The organism is Jongsikchunia kroppenstedtii DSM 45133, assembly GCF_000380485.1.
In the GTDB taxonomy this organism is placed as follows: domain Bacteria; phylum Actinomycetota; class Actinomycetes; order Mycobacteriales; family Mycobacteriaceae; genus Jongsikchunia; species Jongsikchunia kroppenstedtii.
Map to the genome: position 1 here is coordinate 60,542 of NZ_AQYG01000035.1, position 13,856 is coordinate 74,397.

Annotated in this window: 14 protein-coding genes; 10 read left to right on the forward strand and 4 right to left on the reverse strand. The window is 63.9% G+C overall.

Annotated elements, in window-relative coordinates:
* The first annotated feature begins 66 nt into the window (after positions 1–66).
* Positions 67–786: a DinB family protein gene (locus G341_RS0103060; protein ID WP_018177638.1), complete on the forward strand. Its 720-nt coding sequence runs from the start codon at positions 67–69 to the stop codon at positions 784–786.
* A 371-nt stretch (positions 787–1,157) separates the two neighbouring features.
* On the opposite strand, the gene G341_RS0103065 is transcribed toward G341_RS0103060, so the two are convergent.
* Entirely contained in the window at positions 1,158–1,442 is a 285-nt protein-coding gene (locus G341_RS0103065; RefSeq protein ID WP_155826746.1) for a hypothetical protein, read from the reverse strand.
* A 182-nt stretch (positions 1,443–1,624) separates the two neighbouring features.
* Here G341_RS0103065 and G341_RS0103075 point away from each other — a divergent pair, with 182 nt between their 5' ends.
* Positions 1,625–3,697 carry a glycosyltransferase family 39 protein gene (locus G341_RS0103075; RefSeq protein WP_018177641.1) on the forward strand — a complete coding sequence of 691 codons (2,073 nt, stop codon included), beginning with the start codon at positions 1,625–1,627 and terminating at the stop codon, positions 3,695–3,697.
* A gap of 300 nt (positions 3,698–3,997) precedes the next feature.
* On the opposite strand, the gene G341_RS0103080 is transcribed toward G341_RS0103075, so the two are convergent.
* Entirely contained in the window at positions 3,998–4,759 is a 762-nt protein-coding gene (locus G341_RS0103080; protein ID WP_018177642.1) for an SDR family NAD(P)-dependent oxidoreductase, read from the reverse strand.
* A gap of 115 nt (positions 4,760–4,874) precedes the next feature.
* Between G341_RS0103080 and G341_RS0103085 the strand changes: the two genes are divergently transcribed.
* From G341_RS0103085 to G341_RS0103115, 7 genes are all read left to right on the forward strand, one after another.
* Positions 4,875–5,720, forward strand: a complete 846-nt coding sequence (locus G341_RS0103085; protein ID WP_222836577.1) for a helix-turn-helix transcriptional regulator — start codon at positions 4,875–4,877, stop codon at positions 5,718–5,720.
* A gap of 449 nt (positions 5,721–6,169) precedes the next feature.
* The gene (locus G341_RS0103090) at positions 6,170–7,294 is read left to right on the forward strand and encodes a tyrosine-type recombinase/integrase (protein WP_026303186.1); all 1,125 of its coding nucleotides are present in this window, start codon (positions 6,170–6,172) and stop codon (positions 7,292–7,294) included.
* Positions 7,284–7,655 (forward strand): helix-turn-helix domain-containing protein, encoded by a 372-nt coding sequence (locus G341_RS0103095; RefSeq protein WP_043450403.1) that lies wholly within the window; start codon positions 7,284–7,286, stop codon positions 7,653–7,655. The genes G341_RS0103090 and G341_RS0103095 overlap by 11 nt, the downstream gene beginning before the upstream one ends.
* A gap of 367 nt (positions 7,656–8,022) precedes the next feature.
* Entirely contained in the window at positions 8,023–9,090 is a 1,068-nt protein-coding gene (locus G341_RS0103100; protein WP_245556896.1) for a Fis family transcriptional regulator, read from the forward strand.
* Positions 9,091–9,688: 598 nt separating this feature from the next.
* Positions 9,689–10,054 (forward strand): ArsR/SmtB family transcription factor, encoded by a 366-nt coding sequence (locus tag G341_RS0103105; protein WP_043450405.1) that lies wholly within the window; start codon positions 9,689–9,691, stop codon positions 10,052–10,054.
* A complete protein-coding gene (gene arsB, locus G341_RS0103110) occupies positions 10,051–11,154 on the forward strand; it encodes an ACR3 family arsenite efflux transporter (RefSeq protein ID WP_018177648.1) in 1,104 nt (367 codons plus the stop codon). The genes G341_RS0103105 and arsB overlap by 4 nt, the downstream gene beginning before the upstream one ends.
* Entirely contained in the window at positions 11,151–11,579 is a 429-nt protein-coding gene (locus G341_RS0103115; protein ID WP_018177649.1) for an arsenate-mycothiol transferase ArsC, read from the forward strand. The genes arsB and G341_RS0103115 overlap by 4 nt, the downstream gene beginning before the upstream one ends.
* Positions 11,580–11,631: 52 nt before the next feature.
* On the opposite strand, the gene G341_RS0103125 is transcribed toward G341_RS0103115, so the two are convergent.
* On the reverse strand, positions 11,632–12,111 hold the full coding sequence (locus G341_RS0103125) for an ArsI/CadI family heavy metal resistance metalloenzyme (RefSeq protein ID WP_026303190.1): 480 nt from the start codon (positions 12,109–12,111) through the stop codon (positions 11,632–11,634).
* 97 nt (positions 12,112–12,208) lie between these two features.
* Between G341_RS0103125 and G341_RS0103130 the strand changes: the two genes are divergently transcribed.
* A complete protein-coding gene (locus tag G341_RS0103130) occupies positions 12,209–12,562 on the forward strand; it encodes an Rv2640c family ArsR-like transcriptional regulator (RefSeq protein WP_018177651.1) in 354 nt (117 codons plus the stop codon).
* A 60-nt stretch (positions 12,563–12,622) separates the two neighbouring features.
* Here G341_RS0103130 and G341_RS0103135 read toward each other — a convergent pair.
* Positions 12,623–13,788, reverse strand: a protein-coding gene (locus tag G341_RS0103135; protein ID WP_155826735.1) for an IS3 family transposase whose coding sequence is annotated in 2 segments (ribosomal slippage) — positions 12,623–13,501 and positions 13,504–13,788 — 1,164 coding nt in all. Because the reading frame shifts where the segments join, the coding sequence is not laid out codon by codon here.
* Positions 13,789–13,856: the final 68 nt, after the last annotated feature.

Genomic DNA, 13,856 nt, shown 5'->3' on the forward strand with positions numbered 1-13,856 from the left:
CAAATCTCACCGTGACGGCCGGGCGGAATCTACCGACATAGCGACACGCGCCATAGAATGCGGGGGATGACCTGGCATGTCGACGAGGATCTGCGCGGTGCGCAGTTCCGCGAGTGCGATTTGTCCGGGGCCCGCCTGGTCGGTGTCGTGATGCAGGATGCCGTGATCGACGGGCTGATCACCAACCTCGTGGTGAACGGTGTCGATGTCACCGAATATGTCGAGGCCGAGCTCGACCGGCGTCATCCGGTGCGTGTGCTGATTCGCTCCCAGGACCCTGTCGATCTGTGCGAGGCGGCACGCCAAGTCCACGCCAGCTGGGCCACCACGATCGAACGCATCTGCCGGATACCCGGCATCGAGCGCCGCAGCGTGAACGACGAGTGGTCGGCGGTGCAGACGTTGCGTCACCTCGTCTTCGTCCACGATTCGTGGTTCCGCCGCTGTTGCTTGGGTTCGACAGAGCTGTTCACGCCGATGGGCATCGGGCCGGCCATCGAGCCCTACCGCGGCGCGCACGGGCTTGATCTCTCGCTCGATCCAGGCCTCGACGAGATCGTCAGTGCGCGTGATGCACAGACTGCCGAGCTTGAGGCGTGGCTCAATGAGCTCACCGCTGTCCAGCTCGCGGCGCGAGCGCCGGTGCCGGATGACGACGTCTGGCCGCCGTACGCCCGAGGCCGCACGGTGCGGCAGTGCCTTGCAACGGTGCTCAACGAAACCTTCCAGCACCACGGTTTCTGCGTCCGCGACCTCGACCTGATCGAGCAACAAGACGCCAGGTAGGACCAGTCTCGACGGCGCCGTCGGGCGCGTTGTTCGGCCGGCTCGACAGCGGAACGACAATGTGATTGAGATTCTTCGGGTGTGTCCCAACCCCGGCACGCGATCCCGACTGTCGCAAGTCTCGGGTACCCGTGTCGATTTTGAGCCGCAAGGGCTTGACGCAGCTTCTACAGCGGGCACCTGTGGGTCCGGGTCACTGAACACGCTGCGCGGTGGTCCGTCGTTATGCCTGAGCAACAGCCAATCTGGGAGTCGACTTCGAGTTTCGCAGGTCGTGGCCAATACCGTCTCATCTTGGTACTGAGGCCGATTTCCGGTCGGTGGGAGAGCAGCTCACCGACGCGATGGGGGGAGTTCGAGCCTGACGCCTCCTATGCGGCGGCGGGCCCGTAACGGATGATCGTCGCGGTGTAGGGGCCGGCGGCGCCGGTCACCCCGTTGCCCGTAGGGATGCGTCCGTCACGTCCGACCACCCGCGAATCGCTTGCCGGGTGATTCCACAGGCGGATCTCGTCGGCGCGAGCGACGCCGAGCTGGCTGAGCTTGCCGACGAGCTGCCGCCGGGCGTTATCGCCGTACGAGCGGTCCTTGCCGTCGGCGAAGGTCTTGTTCCAGACCACTCGTGAGCCTTCCGCGATCGTTACCTGGTAGGTCATCGGACTTCCTCTCGTCGTCGTGTGTCTGCCGATGACAAGAGTCAACCAGCCGAGCCTGTGAGGATGCGGTAGGCCCGATCGGGTGCACCTGTCAGCTAGCAGCATCCTCACAGCCGTCGATCAGAGCGGCCGACAAATCGGGCTTCATCCTGGGGTACGTAAATCCAAGGGAGAGAAGAACCATGACCATTCTGGCAAATCAACGCGCGGTGCCGACCATCGACAGCGCACCCGCACGCCGCCGGCGATCGCTACCGCGCGGGCGCGGCCCTGTTCCCTGGAGCCCGTACGCCCTGGGCGCGCTACTGCTTACCACTGCGCTGCTCTACCTTTGGAACCTGTCCACCAACGGCTATGCCAACACGTTCTACGCCGCTGCGGCACAGGCCGGTTCGCAAAGCTGGAAGGCATGGTTCTTCGGAGCCCTGGACTCGTCCAACTTCATCACCGTCGACAAGCCGCCGGCTGCGCTCTGGGTGACTGGGCTATCGGTACGGATCTTCGGCATGAACAGCTGGGCCGTCCTGGTCCCGCAGGCGTTGATGGGTGTGGCCACGGTCGCTCTCGTTTACTGCACCATGCGCCGCACCTTCACCGACGCGCGGCACGGTACGGTCGCCGGGCTGATCGCCGGCGGCATCCTCGCCTTCACCCCCGCGGCCGCGTTGATGTTCCGCTTCAACAACCCGGACGCCCTACTCGTCCTGTTGATGGTCGCCGCGGCATACGCCTTGACGCGGGCATTGAAGACCGGCTCCGGACGCTGGCTGGCCCTGGTCGGCGTCGCTCTCGGATTCGCCTTCCTGACGAAGATGCTGCAGGGCTTGCTGGTGGTGCCCGGGTACGCGCTGGCCTACCTGCTGCTGGCAAATACCGGCTGGCGCAAAAGGATCGGCCATCTCCTGATAGCCGGTGTGACGCTGGTGGTGTCTGCGGGCTGGTTCGTCGTGGCGACCATGCTGGTGCCCGCATCCGAACGCCCCTACATCGGCGGATCGACCAATAACACTTTCATGGACCTGGTCTTCGGTTACAACGGCGTCTCCCGCATCAGCGGTTCCACCGGTGGCGGACCGGGCGGCGGAGGCGGAACTCCCGGCAGCTCATTCGGCGGGTCGACCGGCCTAGACCGGTTGTTCAGCTCCGAGATGGGCAACGAAATCTCCTGGCTGCTGCCAGTGGCACTGCTGGCCGTGGTGTTCGCCGTCTACATGATGGTGCGCACGCTCATCTCTCGCCGCGAGCCCGCCGCCGCACGATTCACGGGGGTCTCAAGAATCGAGTCGGGTGCGGTGATCGCCTGGGGCGGTTGGTTGATCGTGACAGGCCTAATCTTCAGCTACATGAGTGGAACCGTGCACCCGTACTACACGGTGGCGCTGGCGCCCGCGATCGCCGTCATGATCGCGCTCGGCAGCGTGTTCGCCTGGCGCTCCCGGCAACGGTACGACGGTCGAATCATGCTGGCCGCCATGATCGGCCTGGCGGCCGGGTGGTCCGTTGTCCTGATGAGCCGCAACGACTTCGGCCCGAGCTGGTGCCGGTGGCTGATCGGTGTGGCCGCTGCCTTGGCGGTGGTCGTGATCGTCATCGGCGGCACACTGCGGTGGCGGAAGGCAGTCGCGTCGGCGGCCATCGTCGGAGCGCTGGCAGGGTTCGGCGGCACGGCAGCCTTCTCGATCGCGACGGCTGTCACGGCCCACGGTGGATCGATCCCGACCGCTGTGAACACCTCGTTGTCCAGCGGTGGCGGAATGGGCGGCGGGCCCGGCCATTTCAAGCAGGGCGCAGGCCAGCAGCGCACCTCGGGGCACACTGGTCGTGGCGCCGGGCATGCGCCGCCCACTGGTCAGCCCAACGGCCAGGGAGTCGGCGGCCAGACCTCGGCCGGCAACGGTCCCGCCGGTGGGCAACCGGGCGGTCAGGGCGGCCCCGGCGAGATGTCGACCAGTTCGGCACTCACGTCGCTGCTGAAGTCGACATCGACCACCTGGGCCGCGGCCACCAACGGCGATCAGTCGGCGGCCAGCATCGAGATCGCTACCGGCAAGGCGGTCATGGCCATCGGCGGATGGAGCAACGATCCGGCGCCCACGTTGAATCAGTTCATCGCCTATGTGAAAGCGGGCAAGATCGCCTACTACATCGGTGGCGGCCAGGGCGGGCCCGGCGGCAACTCCGAAATCGCCACCTGGGTGTCCTCGCACTACAAGGCCACCACGGTCGGCGGCACGACGGTCTACAAACTGACCTGATCCGCCCCGTCCGTGCGCTGATCCGGGGGCGGCGGTACATCCCGAGGCCGTTCTCGTAGGTGAGGTGTTGCACGATTGGCTCGGATCGTCAACGCTGTTCGGTGACCGAATGCATCCCATATACGTGTCATTGAGTCTCAAGTAGCTTGTCATCCGACACATAGTCCGAGCGGTGATTCATCTGATGCAATATGCAGTGGTTTGCTGGTAACCCTGCATATTCGATCACTGCATATTCCAGGAGAAAGGCGGCGGATCATTTTGGATTGCCGACGAAAACCGATGCTTGGGCTGGTGGGCTCAGAGGTAGGCGCCGCCCGATGCCTCGACTCGCTGAGCGTTGATCCAGCGTCCGTCCGGCGATAGCAGTAGAACGACCGCGGCCGCGATGTCGTCGGGCTGTCCTCCACGGCCGAGCGCGGTCACCTTCGCAACTTCGCGCTGGAACTCGTCGCTCATGAGGTAACCGCCACCGAAGTCGGTCGCGGTTGCGCCGGGAGCGAGGGTGTTTGCCCTGATCCCACGCTCGCCGAGACCGGCCGCGAGGTAGCGGGTGTAGACCTCCATCGCACCCTTTGTCGCCGCGTAGACCGCGTACGGGGCGCCGCCCGTGAAGCGCGTCAATCCGCTCGAGACGTTGAGGATGCGCCCGCCGTCCGCGATCAGCGGCAGCACGGCTTCGGTCAGCAGCACAACGCCTTTCACGTTGGTGTCGAGCAGCTCGTCGACTTGTTCGGCGGTGGTGGCGCCGACCGGGGTCAGGACGCCGACCCCGGCGTTGTTGAAGAGGTGATCGAAGCTCTCGCGTCCCCAGGTTTCGGCGAGTGCGGCGTGAAGCTGTTCGACGAAGGCGTGGAACGTCGAGAATTCGGTGGTATCGAGCTGCAGTGCAACGGCTTTGCGGCCCTTCTGCGCAATCGCGGCGACGGTGTCGGCCGCGGACTCGGCTGATGCGCGATAGGTGATGACGACGTCCTGCCCGGAATCGGCCAGAGCGAGCGCGGCGGCACGGCCCAGGCCACGTCCGCCGCCGGTGATGAGAGTGATCTTGTTGTCGGTCATGCAATTATCTTGTTGTCGGTCATGCAATTACCGTGCACCGATAACGGATGTCTCTCCAGGGCGCGCCTATCCAGGGATCAACGATCCGCGGATACTGCGGTTTAGTCGAGGCACAATGGCATTCATGGATCGCAGTCAGCTGGCTGACTTCCTGCGCAGTCGACGGGAGGCGCTGCAGCCGGAAGATGTTGGCCTACAGCAGGGAACTCGTCGACGAACACGTGGCCTGAGACGTGAAGAGATCGCCCAACTCTGCGACATGTCAACCGACTACTGGAGCCGGCTCGAACAGCAGCGCGGGCCGCAACCATCTAAGCAGATGCTGGGCGCGATCGCGCGCGGACTCCGGCTCACCGTCGACGAACGTGCGCACCTGTTCCGATTGGCCGGCCACCCGTCACCTGAGCCGGGCAGTGCATGGCAGCACGTGGCGCCGGGGATGCAGCGGATCCTCGACCGACTGTCTGACACCCCTGCGATGGTGCTGACCGACCTGGGGGAGACGCTGATGCAGACGCCGCTCGCCCGTGCTCTGCTCGGCGATCATTCCGGTTACACGGGCCTGGATCGTGTCAATGTTTATCGCTGGTACACCAGCCCAGCGACTCGCGACGTGTATCCGCTCGAGGATCAGGCTGAGCACGGGGCGGTGTTCACGGCCGAATTGCGTAGTGCGTATTCAACTCCGGCAACCCGTCAGCGGGCGACTGAGGTTGTGGAAGCGTTGCTCGCCACCAGCCCTGAGTTCGCCGATGTATGGGATCGACATGATGTTCGAATGAAACATCCACGGTGCAAACGATTCTCGCACCCGGAGGTCGGGGAGCTGGAGCTTGACTGCCAGACACTGATCGACACCGAGAGCCGTCAGGCGTTGCTGGTGTTCACTGCCACGCCCGGGTCGGCGACGGTCGAGAAGCTGGAACTTCTCGCGGTGATCGGTGCGCGCCGCGTCGTCTAGCAGATGTGGCCTGCAGAAATCGAGGTGCGCCCGGTTAGTGGACTCCGCTCGTGCGACGAAAGCCGACAGCAACAACGATCAGGTAGGCAAGACTTTAAGTTGACATAATATTTCTTATCGGCGGAAAAACCTAGCGAGTTGCAGCAGATGCAAGTACTCGCATCCCTGTGAGAATTTCGACAATCGTTCCACTGCAACGGGTTTGGTGAATTCCAGGACAACAATTTCCGGCGCGCCTTGTTGCTGGCGTGCTGGTCGGGCTACGTTTCATTCGTTAGATGATCGATTCCTGCGACGGCTGATCGAGACTTCGATCGGGTGTGCCCAGTGTTGGGACAGTCCGGTCGTCTGAACTAACTCCCTCCTCACACAAACGGACATGGCTGGTTCTGTCATGCCCGGCGGCCGCTGCGCGAATCGTCACAGTGACGTTATGGGGTGATCGCGGTATGTCCGAAGAATTGCCAGGCTTTGCGCCAAAGGTGTTCTCCACCAGCGATGTTGGTCTGCTCCGCGCCGAGGACCGCGTGTATGAGGCGATGCTGGCGGGATGGCGATCGCAACAACTTGCTCGCGGGCTGGTGCCGGCAACGATCACGCCGCGCTGTCAGCTGATCGACCGATTCTTTGCCTACACGAACGAGTATCCGTGGAATTGGCGGCCGCAGGATCTCGATGACTACATGGCCGAACGCCGGCTGGTGAACTCGGCGGTCACGGTCCGAACGCTGCGTACGTACAGCAATGCGATCGCGATGTTCTGCGAGTACATCTCCGACCCGCGCTACACCTGGACTGAGGTGTGCGACAAATATTTCGGCACCCACCCCACCCAGATCCGATTCGAGTGGAACACTCCTCGACACAGTGCCGAAGATGCGATGCCGACACGGCGACGGGCCTTCACCAAGGCGGAGTTGCAACAGTTGTTCGACTGCATCGACGACTACGTCGACGACCTGCACGCCAGGAATCGAAAACAGTGGCGCACGGTGATGCGTGACTCGATGGCATTCAAGGTGGCCTACGCGTACGGGCTGCGCCGGCGCGAGCTGACAATGCTCGACACGATCGACTTCGGTCCGAATCCCTATGTGCCGCACTACCGCCGCTACGGCGCGCTGACCGTCCGATGGGCCAAAGGAACACGTGGTTCGGGACCGCGCCGACGGACAGTGCTCACTGTTCCGGACTTCGACTGGGCGGTCGATCTCCTCGAGTATTGGTGTGCTGACGGCCGCGAGGTATTCACGACCGCCGACCGATCGCGGGCGATGTGGCCCAGCGAACGCGGCGACAGGATCACCATCGGCGCGCTGGGTCGGTCATTCGCCTTTCACCGTGAACGGGCTGGGCTGCCCAGCGAATTGTGCCTGCATGCGTTGCGCCACTCGTACACCACGCACTTGCTTGAGGCCGACTACAAGGAGCAGTTCGTGCAGCAGCAGCTCGGCCACCTGAATTCGTCGACGACCGCATTGTATTCGTCGGTCGGTGACGACTTCAAGAACCGCAAGATTCAGCAAATGATCAACCGCCGGATCGCGAAGGGAGGCAACCAAAATGACGGGTGAACAACGCCGAATCGGGTTCCACTGGCACCTACGCAAGGTAATGGCGGCGCACAATCTGTGGAAGTCAACTGATCTGCGACCGCTGCTGCAATCACGCGGGGTCAATCTGTCCGATGCGCAGATCTACCGGCTGGTGACCACGGAGCCGCAACGTATCTCGTCGCGGACGCTTGCGGCACTGTGTGACATCTTCGACTGCTCCCCTGGCGAGTTGTTCGAACCGTTCGTGGAGATGCGAGCAGCAAAGACCGCGCAGGCGCCGTCCGGCCGCGCCCTGGGCCTGGGCCTGGGACCCAGTCCGAGCGGGCCGATCGCACACCGTATCCGTGTAGTGGAGGATTCCGATGGCCAGACCACGTAAACCCGAGGATCCCGACAGCTTCCAGCCGTGCGACCGGTGCGGCAAATGCTATTCGCCCGCAGCGTGGTGGCCGGAAGGCGTCGTGTGCGGCTACTGCTACCAGGCGGCGAAACGCACCACTGGGCGATGCCCCTGCGGACACGAGGGGGTGCTTCCAGGACTCATCGATGGCGCACCCGTGTGCCGGCGCTGCAGCGGCATCACCCTGAACGTGGACTGCGTCGAGTGCGGCGCCGAGACTGAGCTATACCGCGGCGGATGCTGCCTACGGTGCATCCTGAAATACACCGCGACCGAGCTGCTGCGAAGCCCAGACACTGGAGAGATTGATCCGAAGCTGACGGTGATCGTCGACGCTCTCGGTGCCATGGAACGACCGAACAGCGGCTTGACCTGGATCCGGCAGGCGCACGTCAAAACGTTTCTGAAAGCGCTTGCTGCACAGAAAGAGATCACCCACGAAGCAGTCGACACCCTGCCACCGAGCCGGACGACGAACTATGTACGGGCGCTGCTAGCCGAGCATGGCGTGCTGCCGGTGCGGGACGAACTACTGGCACGGTTCGAGGTATGGGCGATCAACAAACAGGCCAAAGTGATCGATACCGAACAGCAGATGATCATTGACCAGTTCCGCCGATGGGGACTGCTGCGACATCTGCGCAGCTCGTCCCCGATCAGCAACTCCGCGTTCCTACGGGCCAAGCAATCGTTCACAGTCGCAATCGAATTCTGCAACTGGCTTACCCTCGAACGCGGTCTCACCGTCACCCAAATCAGTCAACACGAGCTCGACGCCTGGCAAGCCGGCGGCACAAGCACCCGCGGACATGTCTACCGATTCATCCGCTGGGCGATCGCCACCCGGATTATTCCGTCCTATCTGACGCTAGTTCCACACCGCCGCGGCACCGCGGCCCGCCTGGACGCCGAGTCCCAGACCGCGGCCGTCGACAAGGCGGTCTACGCCGACGACCTGACCGACCGCGACCGACTCGCCGCCATCCTGATCATTGTCTTCGGGCAGCCGGTCGAGAAGATCGCCAACCTCACCTGGGACGACATCGTCGTCACCGATCCAGCGGTCGTGCTGCACCTCGGCGAATATCCGATCAAGCTACCCCCGCCATTGGACATACCGGCACGCACGCTGGCCGCAGGCAACGTCAACGGACAAACCGCGGCGCATCCGCGCTCCCCGTGGGTTTTTCGCGGCTACACCCCAGGAGCTCATCTGGATCCGGCCCATTTGAGACTTCGACTCAAGCCGCTGTTCGCGGCGCTCGCTGCGCGGCTGGGCACCCTGACAGAGCTGACCAAGACCACGCCCGTGGCGATCCTCGCCCAGATCCTCGGCTACGACGCCACCACGCTCGAAGCACACGCACGGATGGCCGGTGCGGGCTACGCCGAATACATCGCACTCCGCGACTGACAGGCCAGACGTGCATCGATTTCGGCCCTGGCACGGCATTCCGTCGCCGGGGTATATCAAGATATAGCCAGGTATAGCGAATCACTAGATCTGCTTAGACTTTGATAGACGTCCCGCCGTAGACCCGCGCGGCGGCACACTGATATCCGTACCGAGCCGTACCCGGCTAAGCGGGTCAGCGAAGGAGTCCGGACTTGCCATTGAAGACCCGACTGATCGCCACCATGCGTTCTGCGCTGCTGCTCCCCCGCGTGACAGTGCGGCAAGAACGCGAGTGGTGGGATCGCTTCACCTGGGCCGCCGACAGCCTGCTCAGCGGTGAGCCCACCCGACAAGAACTCGGACGCACGGCGCTCTCTCACCTGGCTCGGACAGCTCCCTGTTCATCGGACCGTGAGATGGCGCAACTGGTACTCGACACCGCACGCCCACACCCGGCAGATTCCTAGCCTGAAGTCCCCTACTCGCGCTCGACGCGCCCACCCCGCGGCGAACTCGCGTCGACACGCGACTCCACCGACCCCCAACATCTCGTTCGCCTGATGTTCACTCGCCAGCCTGTATCGATATCTGTCAATATTGATGTGTGTCGATACAGATGGTGGATGGGGCCTGTTGTTGCCCGCTGGTGACCGAGCCGTTGTCGCCGCAGTGGGCGCAGTCGTTGGCGCCGATGTTCAAGGCTCTCGGTGATCCGGTGCGGCTGCGGCTCCTGAGTCTGGTGGCCAGCCATGCCCGGAGCGAGGCCTGCGTGTGTGATATTTCGCCGACGTTCGATCTGTCGCAGCCGACGATCTCCCATCACCTGAAGGTGCTCCGCGAAGCGGGACTGCTCGAATCGCAGCGGCGCGGCACCTGGGTGTACTACCGGGTGGTTCCGGCTGTGCTGCAACAGTTGTCCTCGGTGCTGGTGATCGACCCGGCCACCGCGATCGCCGGGTCGGCGTGCGAGGAACCGTCATGACCTACACCGCCACCCCGACCACCGAACACGCATCGGTCGTCGGCAAACTCTCCACCCTGGACAGGTTCCTGCCGGTCTGGATCGGTGTGGCGATGGCCGCCGGTCTGATTCTCGGGCGGCTCATTCCCGGGCTGAACACAACGATCTCGGCCGTCAGCGTGGATGGGATCTCGTTGCCGATCGCGATCGGGCTGCTGATCATGATGTACCCGGTGCTGGCGAAGGTGCGCTATGACCGCCTCGACACCGTCACCGGCGACCGGAAACTGCTGATCTCCTCGCTGCTGCTGAACTGGCTGCTGGGGCCGCTGGTGATGTTCACCCTGGCCTGGCTGATGCTGCCGGACCTGCCCGAGTACCGCACCGGGCTGATCATCGTCGGACTCGCCAGATGTATTGCCATGGTGATCATCTGGAACGATCTCGCGTGCGGTGACCGCGAAGCCGCGGCCGTGCTGGTGGCGATCAACTCGGTGTTCCAGGTCGTCATGTTCGCCGTCCTGGGCTGGTTCTACCTATCGGTGCTGCCGGGCTGGTTCGGGCTGGCGCAGACCACAATCACGACCTCGCCGTGGGACATCGCGAAATCGGTGCTGATCTTCCTCGGCATCCCGCTGCTGGCCGGGTTCCTGACCCGCCGTTATGGCGAAAAGCTCAAGGGCCGCAGCTGGTATGAGAACAAGCTGCTGCCGCGGATCGGGCCGTGGGCGCTATACGGCTTGTTGTTCACGATCGTGATGCTGTTCGCGTTGCAGGGCAAGCAGATCACCTCCCATCCGTGGGATGTGGTGCGGATCGCGCTGCCGCTGCTGGCGTATTTCGCGGTCATGTGGTGCGGCGGCTACCTGGTCGGCGCACTGTCGGGCATGGGCTACGAACGCACCACCACGCTGGCGTTCACCGCCGCCGGCAACAACTTCGAACTGGCGATCGCCGTCGCGATCGCCACTTACGGCGTCACCTCCGGACAAGCCCTGGCCGGGGTAGTCGGGCCGCTCATCGAAGTCCCGGTGCTCGTCGGCCTGGTCTACGTGTCCCTGGCCCTGCGCGGCCGGTTCTCGGCCCGACCCGACACCGCAGCAACGGAACTATCGCAATGACCACACGGGTGCTGTTCGTCTGCGTGAGTAACCGCGGCAAATCGGTGATGGCAGAAGGGCTCGCCCAACTGCGATCTGACGGGGTCATTGAGGCGTCCTCGGCCGGAACAGCCGCGGCGATCGGCGGCACAGTGAACGAGCTGTCCGCGCAGGTGCTGGCCGAGGTCGGCGCGGACATCAGCGGTCATCAGTCGCGCCAGCTCACCGCCGAGCTGATGCAGGATGCGGACTTGGTGGTCTCAGTCGGCGCGGCCGCGGCCGGCGAGATCACCGCGCCCGCCGGCGTCACCGTCGAGATCTGGGAGACCGACGAACCATCAGTGCGCGGTATCGAGGGCGTCGACCGGATGCGGCTCATTCGCGAGGACATCACGGTCCGGATCGACGAGCTCGCCGGCCGATTCACCGCCCGTCCGGCGCAGTGATGGCGGTGCTGGTGGCGCGGCCGCGCGCACCAGCACGCCCAGGTCGTGGTCGTCAGCAGCAGGTGGCTGTAGCGGGCCCGCCATCCCGGGCAGCAGCCGATCCGCCACAGCACACCGCGTCGCCGGCCTCGGCGCCGGCCAACAGCTGCGGGCTGGTGCCGAACGTGTCCGCGTCGGCCAGGACGGTGTACACCTCCCACTTCTCGGCGTTCGGACCGGTCACCCACACCTTGTCCTGCGTCGCGAAGCAACAGGTGGTGTTCATCTCCTCCTCGGTGAACAGGCCCTCACCCGAGAGGCGGGCGATCTCCGCGTGCACCTTGTCCGATGAATCCACCTCCACCCCAAGGTGATTGATCGACCCACCCTGGCCGGGGTTCTCCAACAGCACCAGCTTCAACGCCGGATCTGCCACCGCGAAGTTCGCATACCCCGGCTTACGTTTGGCCGGCTGGACCCCGAACAGCTTCGAGTAGAACTCGACCGCCGAATCCAGATCGTCCACGTTCAACGCCAACTGCACCCGCGACATCACAACCTCCAAGCTGTGCGACATATATCGAATAACTGACAGATTCAGGTCTAACCACCTTTTCGACATATGTCAATAGCCAAGGTAGAATGGGCTCATGCCCAAGACGCTGCCGGTCATCGACCTCACCGCCCCGGTCTGCTGCGCCCCGGTCTCGGCGGCGCCGCTCACCAATGAGGCGGCATTGGAGATCGCCTTGCGGCTCAAAGCATTAGCCGATCCGGTCCGGATCAAGCTGATGTCGATCCTGCTCAACGCCGACGAGGGCGAGGTCTGCACCTGCGACCTCGCGACAGCGGTCAATCTCGCCGAATCGACCACCAGCCACCACCTCGGCCAACTCAGAAAGGCCGGCATGGTCGACCCGGTCCGGCGCGGCATGAACGTCTACTACCGGGCCAAGCCGGAATCGCTGGAAGCTCTGCGCTCGACACTGAACACCTGCTGCTAGCCCGGCCATAGGTCTCAACTGTTCGAATGGGGACTGCTGCACGTTCAGGTGACAGTTTGGTCACGCAGCCTGAGTGACTGCTGTGGTCATCATGGTCTCGAATTCGATCGGGGTCAATCGTCCGAGTCGGTCTTGGCGACGGCGCCGGTGGTAGGTACGTTCAATCCAGGTCACGATCGCGATCTGCAACTCTTCCCGGGTGGCCCACGGCCGCCGGTCCAAGACGTTCTTCTGCAGCAGCGCGAAGAACGATTCCATCGCCGCGTTGTCACCGGCCGCGCCGACGCGCCCCATCGACCCGACCAGCCGATGGACGTTCAGCGTGTGAACGTAACGGCGGGAACGGAATTGGCTGCCACGATCGCTATGCACGATGCAGCCGGCCACATCGTCCCGGCGGGCCACGGCGTTATTGATCGCCGCCACCGCCAACCGGGACTTCATCCGTGAGTCCATCGAGTACCCGACGATCCGGCCCGAGCACACATCCTTGACCGCACACAGGTACAACTTGCCCTCACCGGTGCGGTGCTCGGTGATATCGGTGAGCCACAACTGATTCGGTTTATCAGCGGTGAAATCCCGGCACACCAGATCATCATGCACCGGCGGGCCCGGCCGGCGATTCTTCCCGCGGCCAGGTTTACCGAAACTCGACCACCACCGGTTGGACCGGCAGATCCGCCATGCCGTGCGCGAGGCCATCGCCTGGCCGGCGGCAGCCGCCTCATCAGTAAGGAACCGGTAGCCGAACTCGGGATCATCACGGTGGGCATCACACAACGCGTTAGCCCGATAGGCCTCGACCAGCTCCGCGGCGGTCACCGGAACGGCCAGCCACCGATAGTAGGGCTGACGGGCGAGCTGCAGGACCCGGCACGTCACCGCGACGGGGATACCGTCGGCGGCGAGCTCTTTCACGAGCGGGTAGAGCCTTTTCCCGGCAGATTGGCCTGCGACAGATAGGCGGTCGCCCGCCGCAAGACCTCGTTCTCCTGCTCCAGCAACCGGATCCGCCGATTCGCCTCCCGCAACTCGGCCGACTCCGACGTACTCGTTCCGGGCCGCTCGCCATCATCGACAGCGGCCTGACGCAGCCATTTGGTCAACGTCATTTCATGAACACCGAAGTCCCGCGCGATCTGGGCCAACGTGACACCGGACTCGCGGGCACGGGCCACGCGCACGACATCATCACGAAACTCTCTCGGATACGGCTTGGGCACAACAACATCCTTCCAGGCCCGCCCAGAGGCAAGCCAGATCAGATGTCACCTGAACGTGCAGCAGTCCC